Annotated in this window: 23 protein-coding genes; 20 read left to right on the top strand and 3 right to left on the bottom strand. The window is 53.3% G+C overall.

All coding sequences use genetic code 11. From position 1 onward, the window contains the following. The 14 genes from AYW79_RS09400 to recO all read left to right on the top strand — a co-directional run. A partial coding sequence (locus tag AYW79_RS09400) for a putative nucleotidyltransferase substrate binding domain-containing protein (protein ID WP_272481851.1) occupies nucleotides 1-373 on the top strand: 373 nt, incomplete at its 5' end. Between the two features lie 5 nt (nucleotides 374-378). Beyond that, on the top strand, nucleotides 379-1,134 hold the full coding sequence (locus AYW79_RS09395) for a 3'-5' exonuclease (RefSeq protein WP_067564859.1): 756 nt from the start codon (nucleotides 379-381) through the stop codon (nucleotides 1,132-1,134). A gap of 84 nt (nucleotides 1,135-1,218) precedes the next feature. Further along, nucleotides 1,219-1,395: a 30S ribosomal protein S21 gene (gene rpsU, locus AYW79_RS09390; protein ID WP_067564858.1), complete on the top strand. Its 177-nt coding sequence runs from the start codon at nucleotides 1,219-1,221 to the stop codon at nucleotides 1,393-1,395. Between the two features lie 127 nt (nucleotides 1,396-1,522). Further along, nucleotides 1,523-1,957 (top strand): GatB/YqeY domain-containing protein, encoded by a 435-nt coding sequence (locus tag AYW79_RS09385; RefSeq protein ID WP_067564857.1) that lies wholly within the window; start codon nucleotides 1,523-1,525, stop codon nucleotides 1,955-1,957. 108 nt (nucleotides 1,958-2,065) lie between these two features. Further along, nucleotides 2,066-2,347, top strand: a complete 282-nt coding sequence (locus AYW79_RS09380; RefSeq protein WP_067564855.1) for a YabP/YqfC family sporulation protein — start codon at nucleotides 2,066-2,068, stop codon at nucleotides 2,345-2,347. 31 nt (nucleotides 2,348-2,378) lie between these two features. Beyond that, on the top strand, nucleotides 2,379-3,536 hold the full coding sequence (gene yqfD / locus AYW79_RS09375; RefSeq protein WP_067564853.1) for a sporulation protein YqfD: 1,158 nt from the start codon (nucleotides 2,379-2,381) through the stop codon (nucleotides 3,534-3,536). Between the two features lie 80 nt (nucleotides 3,537-3,616). Continuing rightward, on the top strand, nucleotides 3,617-4,597 hold the full coding sequence (locus tag AYW79_RS09370) for a PhoH family protein (RefSeq protein ID WP_231877796.1): 981 nt from the start codon (nucleotides 3,617-3,619) through the stop codon (nucleotides 4,595-4,597). 7 nt (nucleotides 4,598-4,604) lie between these two features. After that, nucleotides 4,605-6,722 carry an HD family phosphohydrolase gene (locus AYW79_RS09365; protein ID WP_067564851.1) on the top strand — a complete coding sequence of 706 codons (2,118 nt, stop codon included), beginning with the start codon at nucleotides 4,605-4,607 and terminating at the stop codon, nucleotides 6,720-6,722. A gap of 25 nt (nucleotides 6,723-6,747) precedes the next feature. After that, entirely contained in the window at nucleotides 6,748-7,239 is a 492-nt protein-coding gene (ybeY, locus tag AYW79_RS09360) for an rRNA maturation RNase YbeY (RefSeq protein WP_231884539.1), read from the top strand. After that, nucleotides 7,236-7,739, top strand: coding sequence for a diacylglycerol kinase family protein (locus AYW79_RS09355; RefSeq protein WP_067564848.1), 504 nt, complete (start codon nucleotides 7,236-7,238; stop codon nucleotides 7,737-7,739). Before ybeY ends, AYW79_RS09355 begins: the two co-directional genes overlap by 4 nt. After that, nucleotides 7,729-8,148, top strand: a complete 420-nt coding sequence (locus AYW79_RS09350; RefSeq protein ID WP_067564844.1) for a cytidine deaminase — start codon at nucleotides 7,729-7,731, stop codon at nucleotides 8,146-8,148. Before AYW79_RS09355 ends, AYW79_RS09350 begins: the two co-directional genes overlap by 11 nt. Beyond that, a complete protein-coding gene (era, locus tag AYW79_RS09345) occupies nucleotides 8,141-9,049 on the top strand; it encodes a GTPase Era (protein ID WP_067564842.1) in 909 nt (302 codons plus the stop codon). Before AYW79_RS09350 ends, era begins: the two co-directional genes overlap by 8 nt. Nucleotides 9,050-9,184: 135 nt before the next feature. Continuing rightward, nucleotides 9,185-9,325, top strand: a complete 141-nt coding sequence (locus AYW79_RS15560) for a YqzL family protein (protein WP_143216082.1) — start codon at nucleotides 9,185-9,187, stop codon at nucleotides 9,323-9,325. After that, the gene (gene recO, locus AYW79_RS09340) at nucleotides 9,309-10,100 is read left to right on the top strand and encodes a DNA repair protein RecO (RefSeq protein WP_067564839.1); all 792 of its coding nucleotides are present in this window, start codon (nucleotides 9,309-9,311) and stop codon (nucleotides 10,098-10,100) included. The genes AYW79_RS15560 and recO overlap by 17 nt, the downstream gene beginning before the upstream one ends. Before the next feature lie 109 nt (nucleotides 10,101-10,209). Here the strand turns inward: recO and AYW79_RS09335 are convergent, their stop codons facing one another. Further along, the gene (locus AYW79_RS09335; protein WP_067564838.1) at nucleotides 10,210-10,428 is read right to left on the bottom strand and encodes a hypothetical protein; all 219 of its coding nucleotides are present in this window, start codon (nucleotides 10,426-10,428) and stop codon (nucleotides 10,210-10,212) included. A gap of 84 nt (nucleotides 10,429-10,512) precedes the next feature. Here AYW79_RS09335 and AYW79_RS09330 point away from each other — a divergent pair, with 84 nt between their 5' ends. From AYW79_RS09330 to AYW79_RS09305, 6 genes are all read left to right on the top strand, one after another. Then, a complete protein-coding gene (locus AYW79_RS09330) occupies nucleotides 10,513-11,151 on the top strand; it encodes a helix-turn-helix transcriptional regulator (RefSeq protein ID WP_067564837.1) in 639 nt (212 codons plus the stop codon). Nucleotides 11,152-11,185: 34 nt separating this feature from the next. Further along, nucleotides 11,186-12,016 (top strand): pyruvate, water dikinase regulatory protein, encoded by an 831-nt coding sequence (locus AYW79_RS09325; protein ID WP_067564836.1) that lies wholly within the window; start codon nucleotides 11,186-11,188, stop codon nucleotides 12,014-12,016. 309 nt (nucleotides 12,017-12,325) lie between these two features. Beyond that, the gene (gene dnaG, locus AYW79_RS09320) at nucleotides 12,326-14,125 is read left to right on the top strand and encodes a DNA primase (protein ID WP_067564833.1); all 1,800 of its coding nucleotides are present in this window, start codon (nucleotides 12,326-12,328) and stop codon (nucleotides 14,123-14,125) included. 94 nt (nucleotides 14,126-14,219) lie between these two features. After that, nucleotides 14,220-15,392 carry an RNA polymerase sigma factor RpoD gene (gene rpoD, locus AYW79_RS09315; RefSeq protein ID WP_067564832.1) on the top strand — a complete coding sequence of 391 codons (1,173 nt, stop codon included), beginning with the start codon at nucleotides 14,220-14,222 and terminating at the stop codon, nucleotides 15,390-15,392. A 147-nt stretch (nucleotides 15,393-15,539) separates the two neighbouring features. After that, complete coding sequence (locus AYW79_RS09310) at nucleotides 15,540-16,682, top strand: acyl-CoA dehydrogenase family protein (protein WP_067564829.1); 1,143 nt, start codon at nucleotides 15,540-15,542, stop codon at nucleotides 16,680-16,682. A gap of 60 nt (nucleotides 16,683-16,742) precedes the next feature. Further along, entirely contained in the window at nucleotides 16,743-17,516 is a 774-nt protein-coding gene (locus tag AYW79_RS09305; protein ID WP_067564827.1) for a tRNA (adenine(22)-N(1))-methyltransferase, read from the top strand. On the opposite strand, the gene AYW79_RS09300 is transcribed toward AYW79_RS09305, so the two are convergent. Both AYW79_RS09300 and AYW79_RS09295 read right to left on the bottom strand, forming a co-directional pair. Continuing rightward, nucleotides 17,504-18,376 (bottom strand): hypothetical protein, encoded by an 873-nt coding sequence (locus tag AYW79_RS09300; protein WP_067564826.1) that lies wholly within the window; start codon nucleotides 18,374-18,376, stop codon nucleotides 17,504-17,506. The two genes, AYW79_RS09305 and AYW79_RS09300, sit on opposite strands and share 13 nt — an antisense overlap. Then, nucleotides 18,373-18,768 carry a hypothetical protein gene (locus AYW79_RS09295; RefSeq protein ID WP_067564824.1) on the bottom strand — a complete coding sequence of 132 codons (396 nt, stop codon included), beginning with the start codon at nucleotides 18,766-18,768 and terminating at the stop codon, nucleotides 18,373-18,375. The genes AYW79_RS09300 and AYW79_RS09295 overlap by 4 nt, the downstream gene beginning before the upstream one ends. Nucleotides 18,769-18,776: the final 8 nt, after the last annotated feature.

Raw genomic sequence — 18,776 nt, 5'->3', positions numbered from 1 at the left:
CCTTGAAGGTGTGAGCGGAAAAGGTTACTTTCATGTGAAAGAGGGGCTCTACACGCCGCTTGTCAACAGCGTCCGCCTCTGGGCGCACAGCGTTTTGATCAACGTCCCCCAAACGCTGTCGCGGATTGAGGCGCTTACGTCACAGCGGGTGTGGTCTGAGGAACTCGCTGATCGCGTGAAGGAGGCGTTCGTGACGACCCTTGACGCGCGTGTCGGGCATCACCTGCGTCTCTATGAAGAGAGAAAAACGATGGATGACCGAATTTCGCTCTCAGAACTTGATGATCCTTCGCGTCGACGTTTGAAAGACGCGCTGCGAACCGCCAAATCTCTCCAACAAATGACGGCGAAGCAATTCGCGCGATCGGGGTGAACCATGTGGGGTTCGAACGCATTCGTGTATTGAAGCACCTTTTTGGAAACTCCAATACGGAGCTTGATCGCGGACTTGAAAATGCAGAGTCTCTGCAAGCGCAAGTCGAGATGCGTGCGACGCTGCGCGCGATTCATGAGCATGAGATGTCCGACTTGCAGTTGACGCAGGCGCCCTATGCGGTGATCGACACGGAGACGACCGGGTTTGAGGTGCAGCAGGATCGCTTGCTGTCGCTTGCGGCCGTGCTGTTCGACCAAACGGCAAGCGTGCGCGAGTTTCACACCTTCGTAAAACTGCGACAGGGGGATGAAATTCCACAAGTCGTGCGCGATTTGACCGGGATAACGGAAGAGGTTTTGCGCGATGCGCCGCCGCTTGAACTTGCATTGCAGGCTTTTTTGCAATTTATCGGCGATCGCGTGATTGTCGCGCATCATGCGGGTCACGATGTGAAATTCATCAACGCGGCGCTTCGTCGTCACTTTGCCATAGAGCTCCAGCAACACATCATTGACACTGGGAAAGTGTCGCTTTGTGTGCACGATCTAAAGAAGTACCCAAGCCTTGACGCACTGCTTGAACTGTATGAAATCCCCGTCACAGAACGGCACACTGCGCTTGGCGACGCGCGGATGACCGCATGTGTGTGGGCGCGTCAGATCCATCTATTACAGGCGCTCGGCGTCTCCACATTTGGGCCGCTCTGGGAGCGTCTGTACGTGCTCGAACGGCGTGTTCATGAACAGCCTATGAGTTGACACTCTGCTTGGCTTTCGCCTATAATGCTTAATGATGTGCGTAGGGTATTTTAGCGGTATGGCTTCGCGGAGGGAGGGAAAACCATGTCCGAGATTAAAATTCGGAAGAACGAGTCTTTGGAGAGCGCTTTGAAACGATTTAAGCGCGCGACAGCCAAAGACGGGATCCTCGCTGAAGTCAGAAAACGTAAGCAGTATGACAAGCCGAGTGTGGCCCGCAAGAAAAAAGAGATTGAGGCCCGTAAGAAGAAAAAATTCTAAGTTGTCATGGTCCATATGGATTGCGTTCGCTTTCTTTCGCGTTTGGACAACTCTAATAACATTCAGCGACCATTGGCAACGGTGGTCGTTTATCATGTTTACGCAGGATTGTGGGGAGTGAAAGCGCATGATGGAAACGATTGACCGGGATATTAAAGACGCGCTGATCGCCAAGGATAAAGTGCGCGTCAGTGTACTGCGCATGGTAAAGTCAGCTGCAAAAAACATAGCGATTGATGAACGGCGAGAGTTGACAGAAAAAGATTGGAATAACGTGTTTAAAAAAGAAGTGAAGCAGCGGCAGGATGCGCTCGCGGCGGCCGGTTCGGGAAGGCCAGACTTTGTGGCTGAGATGGAGGCGGAACTCGCGGTTTTAAAAGGCTATCTGCCAGAGGAGCTATCAGAAACCGAGATTCGCGCCGTGATCATGCAGGTCATTCAAGAGACGGGGGCGTCATCTAAGGCTGATCTTAAAAAGGTGATGCCTGTGGTGATGGGCAAACTGGCAGATCGCGCAGATGGGCGCACGATCAACCGGCTTGTGCAGGAGTCACTTTCCTGATCTAAGTTTCACAATGCACGATCCCTGACAGACCGTAGAGGATGCGACACGCCTCTGCGGTCTTTTTTTTCATTTTCTGCATAGAAGTCATGTGAGGAGGGATGTCCCATGCGCCGAACATGGCGAGAGCGCACAGAGCGCTTTGCGGGAGATGTTCTTCAAATTCCCAAAGACACGCTGTCGCGTTTACCGCGTGTCACGCTGATCAAGGACATGCAAGCGGTGGTTGAGAACTACACCGGCATTCGCTCCTATGGGAGTCAAGAAATTTGTATCGCGTTTGTTGATCAAGAACTGGTTTTGCAGGGTGAAGGGATGGAGATCCGCTCCATCTATCCTGAAGAAATTGTGATCGAGGGACGAATTCTGGCAACGGCCTGGCGCAACTAGGAAGAAGTGGCCTTTAAAGGGGAGCCGCGTGATGACAGCAAAACTCTCAGATGCACTGCGAGGTTATGTAATCGTACTCGTGATGGATGACGCAAAAAGTGTCGTTCTCGCTGATGCGGTTCGCGCAGGCGCGGCGATTTGGGATGTTCGACAGGATCCACTTGGCTATCGCATGTCCATCGGGCTTAAAAGCGTAAAGACGGTACTGGCGGTTGCTCGAAAAAATCGCATACGTTTACGTTTTTTTCGCAAAGTAGGCATACCGTTTCTCGCGTGGCGCGCAATGCGGCGAAAGGTGTTTGTCGGTGGCGCCCTTTTTTTTGTCTTTGCGTTGTACATGCTCTCAAGCTTTGTCTGGCATGTGGAGATCGAGGGAACTGATCAGCCGGAAGTTGTCATGAGCGCTCTTCGGTCCATGCACATTACAAAGGGCAGCACGCTTTGGAATCTCCTTGACCAAGACTCGATTCAACTCGCTCTTTTAGATAAAATTCCAGAAATCGCGTGGGCGGGCGTGCGGATTGAAGGCACATCGATTTTTGTCAAAATAATTCCACGTACGCCACTTTCAAAGCCGCCACTCACGACGCCGCAAAATATTGTAGCGAGTGTTCCAGGCGTGGTGTCTTCCGTGTTGGCAGACGCAGGACAACCGCTGGTCAAACCAGGCCAGTTTGTCACGCCTGGCACGGTTCTCATCAGCGGACAACTTGAGAGCGGAAAAAAAATTCGCGCGGCCGGAATGGTCGAAGCGTACGTTTGGTATCGCTCCACCGTATCGCTTCCCGTGACGACAACCGTATCCACGCTCACAGGAGAGCATGTCGTACGCTACGCGCTCGTCTTTCCCCATCTGGTTTTGCCGGTCTGGGGGTTTGCTCGCGCAGATTACACACACAAGCAGGTGCAGGATGTTACGGAGCCGATCACGATCGGCGGCGTCACACTTCCATTTTCGCTGCGCAAAGAGACCATCTATCAGGCTTCCGTTCACAAGCTTACAGAGACACCGGCACAACTTCTTGTGAACGCAAAAGAACTCGTCGCGCGTGAGATTTCACAAAAGGCGCCGGATCGAACGCGGATTGTGAGGCAGACCGTTTTACAGTCTCAAGTTCAGCATGGTAAGCTAGATGTAATCATCTGGTCTGAAGCGATTGAAGACATCGGCAAGCCAGCGCAACTTTAATGACGGATGGGTACCGCAATGGAAGATAGTGCGAAAATGTACGGCGCTGGAACTTTTTTTGATGGGAGAGAAGACGCCTTTTGAGCGAAGCGAGCGTGACGTCATCACGAAAAATTGTCCTGCGAGACAATGAAGAGGCAAGAGCGATCCTCGGGCCACACGATGCACATTTGCGTGCATTGGACCAAGCCTTTTCGTGTCAAGTGATCAGCCGAGGCAATGAGATTACGTTGACTGGAAAAGAATCGGATGTGGCCGAACTGGGCGAACTGTTTGACGTGCTCACAGCCCTTTCCCACAAAGGATATGGACTTACAGAAAGGGACATCGCTTATGCGATCACCCTTTCAAAAACGGGACAAGTTCGCGCTCTTTTAGAGATGTATACAGAAGAGATCGCACAGACGTTTCGCGGCAAAAGCATTCGCATCAAAACGCTTGGTCAAAGACGCTATGTGGATGCGATTCGCAAACACGATATTGTTTTTGGAATTGGGCCTGCTGGAACAGGAAAAACCTATATGGCGGTCGTGCTTGCTTTTTTGAGTTTGAAGCGTTCGGAAGTCAAACGTATCATTTTGACACGGCCTGCGGTCGAAGCGGGGGAGAACCTCGGCTTCTTGCCGGGCGATCTTCAAGAGAAAGTAGACCCGTATCTGCGACCGCTCTATGACGCTCTCCACGATGTGATGGGGCCTGAGCAGTTGGCGCGCTCGATGGAGCGCGGATTGGTTGAAGTTGCGCCTCTCGCCTATATGCGCGGGCGGACACTTGATGAAGCGTTTGTGATTCTTGATGAAGCGCAGAACACGACGCCAGAGCAGATGAAAATGTTTCTCACGCGACTCGGTCACAGCGCGAAGATGGTCATAACAGGTGACGTCACTCAGATTGATCTCCCGCGCGGAAAACGCTCGGGATTGAAAGAAGCGGCACGCATTTTGAGCGGAATTGACGAGATTTCGTTTATTGAGTTGGATGAGGCGGACGTTGTGCGCCATCCGCTTGTTCAACGCATTATTCGCGCATACGCGGCAGAAGACGAGGCCGACCTCGGATGATGGATCCATGAAGCGTACTGCGCGCACGCAGAACCGTTTGATCCAATTTCTCACGTCGCTCCCTTTTCACAAAAGTCGCAGAATGCGGGCCGCGATTTATGGAGAGCTTGTTGTCGTCATCTATGCTTTGTTGATTGGCGCGGTCTTGCCTCAGCGCTATTCCTTTTCGGTGGGGCAAGTCAGTCAGTCGACGATCGTCGCGCCGACGGATGCGGTGGATACGTACGCCACACAGCAGGCGCGCATTGCCGCGGCGCAGCAGGTGTCGCCACGGTACGATGTCAATCCGGCGATCGAGCAAAGCGCGGTGTCGATTCTTGAGCGACTCTTCGTAACGACACAGACGGTTCTATCGGATAAATCGCTCACGATGGCGGAGCGCCTTTTGACATTAAAGGCGAGCGCCCCGCCGGGGGTTGATGGGAGTGTATTCACAACACTCCTTCAGGCGACGCCGCTTGAGTTCAATGAATTGTCGGGGGATTCGATTCGCATCGTTCAAACGGTGTTGGGCGGGCCTTTTTCTGCGTCAGACATGAAAAATGCAGCGATGATGATCGATCAACAACTCGTCACGCTCGACGTTAACATCAAAGATCGCATGGCGATCGCAAAACTCCTGCTCGCGGTCGTCAAACCTAATCTTGTGTATGATCCCGTGCTGACACAGCAGGCGCGCTTGAATGCAGAGCGAAATGTCCCTGATGTCTGGATCAATCGCGGGGATGTCATTTTGCGTCGCGGGCAGCTCGTAACGCCAGCTACGCTCAGTCAAATGAAAGACCTGAAGATGCTCAAAAACGAGCCGGATTATGCGATGGAAGCAGGATACCTGCTGTTTGTTCTGCTCTTGGTTATCGCGATCGGCATTTTTATTCAGATGCGACGGGGCCGAATTGCAAAGGATAATCTCCATCTTCTCCTCTATGCGCTTTTGCTCACCCTTTTGATCGTACTGATCCGCGTGAGCAAGACGGCGGTTAACGCAGGGTTTGCACCGTCGCTCGTCGACGCCGTGCCGTTTGCCATGGGCAGCATGATGATCAGCCTGTTTTTTGGCACGTCACTCGCGCTCTTGTCTTCTTTACTCGTCGCGCTGCTCGCCTCTTCTGCGTACGGGTTTGCGTTCGCGCCATTTTTTGTCGCGCTGATGGGGTCGCTCGGGGCAACGATGGCAACTTCGCGGGTCCAGAATCGTGGCGTGTTCATGCGCGCTGGGTTTTTGGCGGCAGGGATCAATTTTGCCGCGATCGGCATCATGCATCTGCTTATCCCGAGTTCCACGTCGATCCGCGGTGTGTCGTATGATCTGCTCTATGGCGTCGTTGGCGGATTGCTTTCTGGCATTTTCAGCATCGGGCTCATGCCGTATCTCGAGACAATTTTTCGCGTCACGACGCACATTGGTCTCCTTGAACTCGCCAATCCGAATCACCCGCTCCTGCGCCGTTTGCTGCTTGAAGCGCCGGGGACATATCACCACAGTCTGATCGTTGGCAATCTTGCGGAGTCGGCCGCCGAGGCGATTGGAGCCGACGCGCTCATCTGTCGCGTTGGCGCGTATTTCCACGATGTGGGTAAAATGAGAAGACCCGCTTTTTTTATCGAGAATCAAATCGGCGGGGATAATCCGCACGATAAAGTTGCGGCGAGTCTCTCTTATTTGATTGTGACATCTCATGTATCGGATGGACTCGCCATGTTAAACGAGTATAGGTTGCCGGAACCGGTCACCGCGATTTGTGCACAGCATCACGGTACGACCGTCTTGTGGTACTTTTATAACAAAGCGGTAGAAGAAGATAAGCACGCACAACCGGATATCGATCAGTTTCGCTACCCTGGGCCAAAACCACAGTCGCGCGAGGCGGCGATCGTCATGATCTGTGACGCCGTGGAGGCTGCGGTGCGCTCGATGCAAAAACCGACGCCGCCGCGCATTGAGGCGATGATTCGCAAGATTATCAAAGACCGATTGCAAGACGGACAACTGGATCAATGTGACATCACACTCCGCGACCTCGATAAGATGACGGCTGCGTTTATGCGTACGCTGCAAGGGGTGTATCACGAGCGAATTGAGTACCCTGATCCGGAAAAGCTTTTGGCGCAAAAGAATCGATAGACCGAACTCTTGGAGCGGATAGACTATGGAACCCAACGAATCGACGGAAGACATGTTGGTGCGCATCGCGTTTGAGGTTTTGGTGCCTCGCGAAGAGGGAATGAGCGAGATCATGGAGCGCGTTTGCGCGGCGATTGCCGTCGCTGAAGACCTCGCGCCTGCAGAGGTATCGATTACGGTGGTGGATGAGGATACGATACAAAAGTATAACAACACGTATCGCATGATCGACGCGCCGACGGATGTGTTGTCCTTTTCGCTGCTTGAAACGACAGAGGGCGAGGCCGAGTTTGAAGCGATCGATGAGCGTCAGATGCTTGGCGATCTGATCATCTGCTGGGAGAGGGTAGAACGACAGGCGCTGGAATACGGACACTCCGTTGAACGGGAGCTCGCCTTTCTCACTGCGCACGGCATGTTCCATCTGCTCGGATATGACCATCAGACGGCTGACGAGGAAGCGACGATGATGCGCATGCAAGAAGAGATTCTGGCGGCGCTCAGGTTTACGCGGTGAGCGTGCGCACGCTCGTCAACAGCTTTCGCTATGCACTCGAGGGGCTCGCACACGCGCTTGCGACGCAGCGCAACATGCGGATTCACTTTATTGCAGCGTTTGCGGTCATCGTGCTGTGCGTATTTGTCAGAGTCTCCATTTCTGAGATCATGTCGGTGCTGTTTGCCATTTCGCTGGTCATCTGCCTGGAATTGGTAAACACAGCGGTCGAACATGTGGTCGATCATCTCACCAAAGAGCGCCATCCGGCAGCAAAGATCGCCAAAGACGTTGCCGCAGCGGCCGTCTTTATCGCCGCTGCCAATGCGCTGGTGGAAGCGTATCTCGTTTTTTATGACAAGTTTACTCCGGTTCACTGGCGATCCTTAAACACGCTTTTGAATCCACCGTATCTCGGCGTCATTCTCGTCGGATTACTCTGTCTGATCGTTGGCGTAAGCAGTTATGCGCTGCGAATGCGCCACACCAAAAAGGAGAATGATGCAAGACATGAAGGATGAGCATCCTACAAATACAGATGAACTTTTCACACACGCGATGGCAGCGCGCCAGCGGGCGTACGTCCCGTATTCTGGATTTCGCGTCGGCGCTGTCATCCGTTTGGAAAATGGCCAGTTGATCACTGGATGCAATGTTGAGAACGCATCCTATGGACTTACCAACTGTGCGGAGCGCACGGCGATTTTCTCTATGATAGCGCAAGGATTTCGCGATGTGCAGGAAATCGCCGTCGTCGCAGAAGGAGATCGACCGGTTGCGCCATGTGGCGCGTGTCGGCAAGTGATGGCCGAATTCTGTGACGCAAAGACCCGCGTCACGCTCTACAACACCGCTGGTCAGTCGCTTGTTACGAGTGTCGCCGATCTTCTGCCATTTGCCTTTTCAAAGGAGGCGCTACAAGGTGAATAAAACGGATGCACAGCGAAAGTCCGGATTTGTGGCACTGGTAGGTCCGCCCAATGCCGGAAAATCCACGCTCATCAATCGGTTTGTCGGCCAAAAAATCGCTATCATGTCGAACAAACCGCAGACGACCCGCACAAGCATTCGCGGCATCGTGACGCGCAGCGAAGGACAAATCGTCTTTCTTGATACGCCAGGCATTCATCGCCCCAAGCATCGACTGGGTGAGTACATGGTCGATGTGGCAGAGAATTCGATTCGCGAAGTGGATGTCGCGCTCTGCGTCATCGATGCTTCGCATCCGCACTCCGCCGCGGAACAGCTCGTTTTTGAAAAAATTGCGAAGGCCAAGACACCCGCGATGCTTGCGTTGAATAAAGTTGATACGGTGGCCAAAGATCGCCTGCTCGAACGTATCGCACAGATCGCCAAAGAGGAATTATTCCTTGAGATCGTGCCCATTTCTGCAAGGACAGGCGACCAACTTCCGCGCCTGCTCTCGCTGCTCTATGCCAAGCTGCCGGAAGGTCCGTTTTTTTACCCCGAGGATGTGGTGACCGATCACCCGGATCGCATGCTTGTGGCGGAATTGATTCGCGAGAAGGTACTCCAAATCACACGCGAAGAAATTCCGCACTCGGTGGCAGTCGGTATTGACACGTTTGAGTATAAAGAAGATGTTGATCAGATCCATGTGTACGCGACGATTTATACGGAGCGAAATTCCCAAAAGGGGATCTTGATTGGGAAAAACGGCGACTTGTTAAAGCGCGTTGGAACGCTTGCAAGGCAAGACATCGAGGCGCTACTCGGCTCAAAAACCTACCTCGAACTGTGGGTAAAAGTGAAAAAGGACTGGCGCAATCAAGCGAACATGTTGCGAACGTTTGGCTTCCATCAGGAATAGGTGCGCCACGGTTTCCAAGTTATTCATCGTATATCGAACCATCTTCTACAAACGCTAGAATCACACGCGTCACGTTGCGAACCCTGTGCAACGTTTCTGCTGGTTCAAGCGGGTAACGTGGAAAGGATGAGCGCGATGAGGGATTTTCTGTGGAATTATTTTTCATTGACAGGCGAGATTGACGCGTATTTATTATTGAAGGAGCATGAGTCACTAAAGCGAGACGTGCAAGATGATGCAGGTGAAAACGGGGAGAGGTATGAGCCTGACGTTTGAGACGATTCGCGCCATTGTTCTTGATGCGAAACGGTATGGTGAGAAACATCTTTTGGTAACCCTTTTTAGTGAAAAAATAGGAATTATGCGTTGTATCGCCTATGGCGCGGCAACGTCCGCAAACGAGCTTGCGCATGCGTTGCTCCCCTTGACGCTCGGAATCTATTATGTACGTCCGAGCACTTTTTTGAACGCACAAGCACGCGGGCAGCACGCTCTATTTGAGGTAAAGCAAGCGCAAATTCTAAAAGGTCATCAAGACGTCACCGCAGATCCCGCGTGTTCGCTTTATGCACTCATCATGTGTGACTGGATGCGCGCGACGGAAGGCATGGAAGGTGCGGACAGAAACGGCGAGCTGTTTCGCGAATTAGAGGCGGCCCTTCGCTTGCTTCCGTCGCAATCAGCGGCCGGCGTACTCTGTCACTTTGGATTTCGCGCGGCGCGTGCGCTTGGTATTGACTTGGAAGGCGATTCTTGTTTGCGCTGTGGCGAAAAAGGTGAAGTGGTTTACAGTTTTCGCGAAACGGGGTATCTTTGCACTGCGTGCGCGGTGGGTGAGCAGACAGGAACGTATCTGTCGGCACGGCAAACGTCCTTGATGCGAAAAATGGTTCATGTCCCTCTCATGCGTGTGAACACCATAGACCTAAGAGAAACAACCGTAAATACCTTATTGCGCGTTCTCTTTGCGATTCTAGAGGAACAAGCAGGCATTTCTTCAAAACCTCTTCGCGTTCTCACGCAAATGAGGAAAATGTTTGATGAATCTTGAAACGGTCGCTTTTTCGTGGTAGCATTCTACACTCGTAGATCGTGTCACAAGAAAAAACCGCCTGCGCAAAACTTGGCAGACGGAGATCCATGCAGCGGAGATACGATGATTACGCGATTGGATGTACAAACGCTTTATCAAACTTATAATCAGAGTAAAGAAACATAAGTCCAACAAAAACGCCGATCCAAAACGCTCTTCGCTTTAAAAGAGACATATTCCAGGCAAACGGTTCTGCAGGAGTGCTAAACGAAGTAAATCGCGCGGTGGCAGCGCCACAGGCGAGCACGAGGATGGCACCAAGACCGAGATGAAGCAGACTGTGCAAATGGCATTCTCCTTTTAAAGACCCTCGTCTGCATCATATCACGGGAGCGGTTTGCTTAACAACGGGAAGCGTAGGTGAACCCCTATCGATCTCTCCAAACGACAAGAACAAATCATCGCAATCGTTCGTGAGAATGGGCCGATTACCGGTGAGAAGATCGCTGAACTCCTGAACTTTACACGCGCAACGCTGCGCCCTGATCTCACGGTGCTGACACTTTCGGGAATTCTTGACGCGCGACCGCGTGTCGGGTACTTCTATGTAGGCAATCAGACGGCTAGCGTATTCGGGGAACTGCTTCGCAAATCGCTCGTGCGTGATTATAAGTCGGTGCCGATCGTCGTTCATGAACAGACGACCGCGTACGATGCGACAGTCACCATGTTCTTGGAAGATGTCGGGACGCTTTTTGTGGTGCGCGACGGGGGCATTCTCTGTGGCGTGCTTTCGCGCAAAGATCTCCTGAAGTTAGCGATTGGCCAGACGACCTTAAAGGAAGTCCCGATTTCGATTGCGATGACGCGCATGCCAAACATTTATACGGTGAAACCAGAAACGTCGATTTATGACGCGGGGAAGCTCTTGATTCACGCGCAGATTGATTCACTTCCAGTCGTTATTCCGTCTGAAGTGGCGAGCGGGCAGTGGGAAGTGGTCGGCAGGGTAACCAAAACGACCATCACAAGGCTGTTTGTCGAACTCGGAGAATCAAAACAGGTCTAAGCGTTGTGCAAAAAAGGAATCGAGGAGGAACGGTGTGAATCGATCACGCGTTGTCTATGTCGTTTCCGATTCGGTCGGCGAGACGGCTGAATTTGTCGTCAGAGCTGCGGCCAGTCAATTTGATCAAGGGCACTTTGATATTCGGCGCATTTCATATGTCGACCACGTGGAGGCGATCGAGGAGATCGTGGCGGCGGCGGCAGAGGTTGCCGGATTTATCGCGTATACGCTGATTCTTCCTGCGCTGCGCGAATCGATGCGCGAGGCGGCGGCGCGTGCGAATGTGCGGGCGGTTGACATCATGGGGCCAATGATGACCGCGTTTGAAGATGTGTTCAACGCGCTGCCAGCGCTGCGTCCTGGACTGATCCATCAACTGGACGATGACTACTTCCGGCGCGTTGAAGCAATTGAGTTTGCGGTCAAGTATGATGACGGACGTGACTCGCGCGGACTTGCGCGTGCGGATGTTGTATTGATTGGCGTTTCGCGCACGTCGAAAACGCCGCTCAGCATGTATTTGGCGCATCGGCGACTGCGCGTCGCAAATGTCCCGCTGGTTCCTGAGGTGCAGCCGCCTGAAGAACTGTTTGCGCTCCCGCACGGGCGTGTGATTGGTCTCACCATTCGGGCTGAGGAGCTTAATGAGATTCGTCAGGAGCGCTTGCGCGCGCTCGGTCTCACCGAGTCGGCGAGCTACGCAAGCCAGGCGCGCATCCTTGAGGAGTTGCGCTTCGCAGATGATGTGATGCGGCGCGTCGGGTGTCCTGTCATTGATGTCTCAAAGCTTGCCGTCGAAGAAACGGCCAGCAAAGTGATGACACTTTTAGAGTGGCCGAAGTCGCGCGCTATCCCATATTCTTGACGGGATGGCGCGGACGTGTGGTCCAGACGTGAAAACTTTTTGTAAAGTGTGGATTTCGCATGCGGGAAGAAGGATTATTTTCGTCAAGTTGCGTACATCTATAGTGTGTAGAAAAGGTAAGATCAGCAGATGTTTAGAATTGGAAATGAATACACAGACTAGTCAAATGTCGAACAGTTTGTGTACGGGGAGGGCCGTGCGAGAAATTCTTGCGCGATGAGGCAGGAAATGTGTTGAATCTTGGCGAATTAAGATTCTATAAGTGAAATGAAGACAGACAACGACGTCTTGGCAAGGGGAGGCGTTGTCGTGCGTGTACCTGACGAGTTTTTAGCCCTCTTGCGTGACCGTATTAATCTTGTCGATGTGATCTCCGAATATGTTCGCTTAAAGCGATCGGGGAGATCCTATGTGGGCTTGTGCCCCTTTCACGCTGAGCGTTCGCCATCGTTTCACGTGCATCCGGCAAAAGGATTTTATCACTGTTTCGGTTGTGGCGCTGGTGGTAGCGCGATTACGTTTGTCATGGAAATGGAGCAACTCCCGTTTGTTGAAGCTGTTCGTCGATTGGCTGAACAAGCGAGACTGCCCTTTCCCAATGAATGGCTTCAAGCTGAACTAGGTGAAGGATCTGATCGATCGGAGCGTTTGCGCGCACTCGATCTCGCTGCAAAGTTCTATAACCACATTGTAATGAATCATGATGCGGGTATGCAAGGGCTCACCTATCTTTTAGGCCGCAACTTGAGCAAGAAAATCATCATGGACTATCAATTGGGCTACGCCCCGCAAGGGGAGCAGACCTTGGTTGACTTTTTGCAAAAAAGACAGGTCTCACGCGAAATTCTCTTGGAGACAAACTTGGCAGTGGAACGTTCAGGTTTGTTGCGTGATCGCTTTCGGCATCGCGTCATGTACCCCATTTGGGATGCTCAGGGACGTGTCGTCGGTTTTGGCGCCCGCACGCTCGGAGGCGAAGAACCGAAGTACTTGAACACAGCCGAAACATCGCTCTTTCAAAAGGGGCAGCTTTTATACGGGTTTCATCGCGCGCGACGCGCCATCCGAAAGTCAGGATTGGTACTTCTGGCCGAAGGATATATGGATGTTTTGGCGCTCCATCAGGCGGGCGTCGAGAATGCAGTGGCCGCACTCGGCACAGCGCTTACGTCCGAACAGGCGGTTATTTTAAAGCGCATCGCGGATGAGGTCGTACTGCTCTATGACGGAGACGAGGCGGGACAGCGTGCCGCGGCGCGCAATCTTCCGATTCTACGGCAGGCAGGCTTGGCCGTGCGTGTGGCGCGACTACCGAGCGGAATCGATCCGGATGAATATCTAAAAACGCGTGATGCGAGTGCTTTTCACGTTGAGGTGTTGGATGCGGCTGTGTCTGGGTTGATGTTTGAACTGCATCATTTGACGCGCAGTCACCCAAACCATTTGACGAGTGGCCGTCTCGCTTACGTGAAAGATGCTGAGGCGATTCTGGCGAAGGATGAAAGCGCCGTGGAACGTGAAGAGGCGCTTGCGTACCTTGCAGAAACGTACCAAAGTCCGATCGAAGCACTCCGTGAAGATGTCTCACGCCTGCGTCGCGCTCTTGAGACCAAAGGGAAACGGGTGCAGTTTATGCCCGGGAGCAGCGTGTCCCAGGCAGCGCCTGTAAAACGCCTACCGCTGAAACATGAGGTGGCAGCTGACCAGTTGCTGCTTCGCATGTTGAGTGATCGCAGTGTGGCGCTACGAATCGCCGAAACGTTTCAAGGAGAGTTTCCGCTTCCTGAACAAAGCGCACTTCAGGCGTATCTAGTTTCGTTTTATGGTACGCATATGGAGGCGGATGCGGCGGCGTTTCTTTCGTCGCTTGACGATCCTTCCGCTGTGAATTATGCGGCGAGGCTTCTTTCAAGAACGCCTGAATTGCAGAAAGGCAATGACGAAGAAGCGGCTGTACAGGACTACCTTCAGTGTCTTGAACGCTTTAGGGCGAGTCCCGAGATTGAGCACTTGGAAAACGAAATCAAGGCGTCCTTCGCGCGTGGGGATTTGGAAGCGATGAGGGCGGCGCAAGAAGAGTTAAAACGACTTCGCAGTCAACTGGCGTAGATGGAAAGCGTCACGTGTGGTAAGGCGTTCGCTGTTTTGGCGCCTGCGCAAGGGTGCTTTACGCGGATGATGCGAAGACAAGGGGGAGCGGACGATGAGTAAAGAGGTGCGCGATGAGGCGAGGCTTGAAACCACGCTGGAGGAAGTGCGCGAGCATCTTTTGTCCGCCGGGAAAAAACGTGGTCATCTCGCGTATACAGAAATTATGACAAGAATGTCTCCTTTTGAGCAGGATGCGGAACAGATTGAAGAGTTTTTCGATCAACTCGCAGACCTTGGCATCGAGGTGCTCAATGAGGCGGATGTCGTGGATGAAGATGTGGACGATGAGGATGAAGACGAGGATGAACTCGGCACAGAAGAGCGCGAATTGACCGAAGACGATGCGCGTGGCGAAGAAGAGCTTGACCTGTCTGATTTGACTGTGCCGGCAGGCGTCAAGATCAACGATCCGGTTCGCATGTATCTAAAGGAGATTGGTCGCGTTCCGCTCTTGTCGGCAGACGATGAGATTCAACTCGCGAAACGGATTGAGCAGGATGATGAAGAGGCAAAGCGGCGATTGGCGGAAGCGAATCTGCGCCTTGTCGTCAGTATCGCCAAACGCTACGTTGGGCGTGGGATGTTGTTTCTTGACTTAATCCAAGAAGGCAACATGGGCCTCATGAAAGCAGTCGAAAAGTTTGACTATAGCAAAGGCTACAAGTTTAGCACGTACGCGACGTGGTGGATTCGGCAGGCGATCACACGCGCGATTGCCGATCAGGCGCGAACCATTCGAATTCCCGTTCACATGGTCGAGACGATCAACAAGTTAATCCGAATCTCTCGACAATTGCTGCAGGAACTCGGGCGCGAGCCAAGCGCGGAAGAGATTGCGTCAGAGATGGACATGAGTCCTGAAAAAGTGCGTGAGATTCAAAAAATTGCTCAAGAGCCTGTTTCTCTTGAAACGCCGATTGGCGAAGAGGATGACTCGCATCTTGGCGATTTTATCCCTGACGATGACGCGTTGGCGCCAGCGGATGCGGCGGCGTATGAACTTCTCAAGGAGCAGTTGGAAGATGTTCTCGATACGCTGACGGAGCGGGAAGAGAATGTGCTGCGCCTGCGCTTTGGTCTCGATGACGGTCGTACGCGCACACTTGAAGAAGTGGGTAAAGTGTTTGGTGTGACGCGCGAACGAATTCGTCAAATCGAGGCGAAGGCACTGCGAAAGCTGCGTCACCCGAGTCGCAGCAAGCGTTTGAAAGACTTTCTCGAATAATGTGATTCACTCTGCAAACACGGGCACCGTCAACGGTTTTATTCACAGCATATAGACAGGCAGCAAACACACAGCGATTGACGGCGCTGTGTGTTTTGATATGCTGAATGGGTAGCTACCTAACGGTTGGTCAAAGGGGCGTCCACAATGGATTTTGATCTTTCGAATGAGCAGTCGATGATTCGCGACATGGTGCGCGAGTTTGCAACAGCTGAAATTGAACCGCTGGCACAAGAGGTGGATCGCACAGGGCGGTTTCCAATTGAAACATTTCGGAAAATGGGGAAGCTCGGCTTGCTCGGTCTCCCGATTGATGAGGCGTATGGTGGAGCGGGGGCAGATACCGTCAGTTACGCGTTGGCCGTCGAAGAAATCGGTCGGGCGTGCGGGAGTACCGGTCTCAGCTATGCCGCGCACGTCAGCCTCGGGTGTGGCCCACTGCAAGCGTTTGGGACCGTTGAACAGAAGGAAACCTATTTGGTGCCCCTCGCGCGGGGGGAGGCGCTAGGCTCGTTCGGGTTGACGGAGCCGTCTGCCGGATCGGATGCGGGTGGAACACAGACGCGGGCAAAACGAGTCGATGATGCGTATTTCATCACGGGATCAAAATGTTACATCACCAACGCCTCTTATGCGAAGTGTGTCATCGTCACTGCGGTGACAGGCGAGGATTCACGCGGTAAAAAGCAAATCGGCGCGTTCATCGTACCAACCGATTCTGATGGGTTTGCGATCCTTCGCACGTATGAAAAAATGGGCTTGCGCGGCAGTGACACGACGGAGTTAGCGTTTGACGAGGTGAGAATTCCTTTAGGCAATCGCTTGGGCTCGGAGACGGAAGGGTTTAAGCAGTTTTTAAAAACGCTTGACGGCGGTCGTATCAGCATCGGCGCCCTATCGGTTGGCATTGCGCGCGCCGCATACGAAGCGGCGCTTCGCTACGCCAAGGAGCGCGTTCAATTCGGGCACTCGCTCTCAAAAATGCAGGCGATCCAGTTTAAATTGGCCGATATGGCGATGCATCTTGAACTTGCGCGCACGGCAGTACTGCGTGCGGCGTGGCTCAAGGATCAGGGAAGGTCTTTTTCAAAAGAGGCGGCGATGGCCAAACTGTTTGCATCGGAAACGTGTGTGCGGACATGCGATCAGGCGGTGCAGATCCATGGCGGTGCCGGCTACGTCTCTGATTTTCCGGTTGAACGCTATTTTCGCGATGCGAAGCTGATGGAGATTGGCGAAGGCACGTCTGAAATTCAGAGGTTGGTGATTGCTCGGCAGATCGGCTGTTAACATGCCAGACTGCTCGTGCACCGCGTAGGTGAGAGGGAATGACAGCTAAGGAGTTTTTGGATGAATCAAGGACTTTCACTGCGGCTTCGTCGCGTTGCGTCACTCGTCGGTATGCGCAACTGCGTTGCAGACCTTGGAAGTGATCACGCAGGGTTGCCGATTGCGCTCGTCAGGCAGGGGCAGGTGAATGCCGCCATTGCCGTTGAAGTGGTGGAAGGGCCACTTTCAGCCAGTCGCCATCAAGTAAAGGAAGCAGCGCTTGAGACGCGCATCGACTGTCGTCTCGGGAATGGATTTGCGCCGATTCACCGTGGGGAGATTGACGCGGTGACGATTGCCGGAATGGGTGGAAAGACGATGTATGCGATTTTGACCGCTGCGCACGCGTTGCCACACATCGCGCAAAACAGGTTTCGCGTGGTACTGCAACCGATGGACTCGGCAGGGACTCTACGCTATCTGGCGAAGCAGTTGGGGTGGACCATGCGCGCAGATGTGCGCATGGTGGATCGCGGTGTAAGCTATACGTGCCTCTCGTATGATGTGGGGGACAGTGCGCTTTGCGATGAGGCAGACGTGCAAGAGAAGCTACTTAGGCTGCCGCCTTTTGAGACGCTCCCGGTGGATGAACGCATGACGTATGTGCTCGGCGAAGTTCCGCTTCGGAGTGGCTGCCGACTCGCGCACGAAGCGTTGGAACTGGAGATTGACGAGCGCGAACGCATCCTGCTTGCCCTGAATCGCGGCGGCACAGAGGATGCGCGAGCGCGTCGCGCTTTGATCGAGGCGGAGCGTGCTGCACTGCGCGCGCTGCGTGAACGCTATTTTTCGTGACGCATCGATCTTGCTTTCATGCGCAGCAAGAACAGGGATAACCCGACGGAATCCACGATGAAAAGCAGGAGAATCAAAAGCCCGATGAGCGGGACGTTGGTGAGCAACAGGACGGCCAACGCGCCGTACAGTGGGGCTTTGCGATCTGTCTCAGCGAGCGTTTTTGCAATCATTCGCCCAATCGCGACCGCGCGCACCGCCATGCCTACAAGTGCGCTGAGGAGATAGACCAGCACAATGATCGCTGTAATCGGCCAGAGACTGAGAATATGAACCGTCACAGCGCAGAGGAGAAGCGGGATGACGGTCATGGTTAATCCGGCAAAAAAGATGCGAAGTGGCCGCTCAAATGCTAGATGATTTGACGGCGTGTGGCGGCGAGCGATGAAATAGCCGGAAGCGAGCAACCAGATGAACAAAAAAGCGGCCAAGACAATGCGAAACCCATAAACGGCGAGGCTCATCAAGCCGCCAAATGTGAGTGCGGAAAGGGTCTGGCGGTGATTGTCAATGACAAAAATTCCTTCGCTCACGGTGGCGCCAGGCGCAAGATGGACAACGCCGCCAATGTCGAGGATCAAGCCGATCTGCGCGTGTGGGCCAACCGTTACGTTTCCCATAAAAACGGCAACGGTGTTGCTAACCGTTCCGAGGATGGTGACAGAGTGGCCAATCGCGAGTATCGCGTCTACATTTTGCGCTGTAGACACGGTTAATGCGCTCGCGCGCGGATCGCTTTTCACGCTGTTCGCATGCGCGAGGCGCAGTGGAAATAGGCAAAAGAGCAAAAAACCGATCAAGACGAATGTGAGTGTGACTGTGCGCACGCTACGCGTGGTGTGAAAAGCGGTATGTCTCATGTCGATACCCGGACAAGCCGCACGGCGAAGAGGGTCAGGAGGACGCAAAAAGCGATAAGCGCAAGACCGCCAAGTAGTGGGAGAGCGCCCGACTTTAACGCGAGCGCGTGTGGTGCAATGGTCATGAAGGACGTTGTCACGCGCCAAAACGGGCTCACGAGAAACGCGATAAAGAGCACGAGCGGAGAGAGGAAGCCGACAGCGCTGATCCAGGCCGTCACGCGAATGGCCCGCTGCGTCCGCCGACTTAACTTGGTTTGCAGCGCGCAGACCAGTTGTTCGATCCACGCCTCGTCCGCAACTTCTTCAAACGCCGCGAGTACGTGTGATTTGACTGAATCCTCAAGTTCTGCCAACGGTTTTTCTTGAAGGTGAGGAATCCGAATTTTCAATGGCTCAC

Origin of the sequence: Ferroacidibacillus organovorans, from assembly GCF_001642725.1 — a bacterium.
GTDB lineage: Bacteria > Bacillota > Bacilli > Alicyclobacillales > SLC66 > Ferroacidibacillus > Ferroacidibacillus organovorans.
The sequence above is the reverse complement of the archived record's forward strand: the minus strand, read 5'-3'. Positions and strand labels throughout refer to the sequence as shown.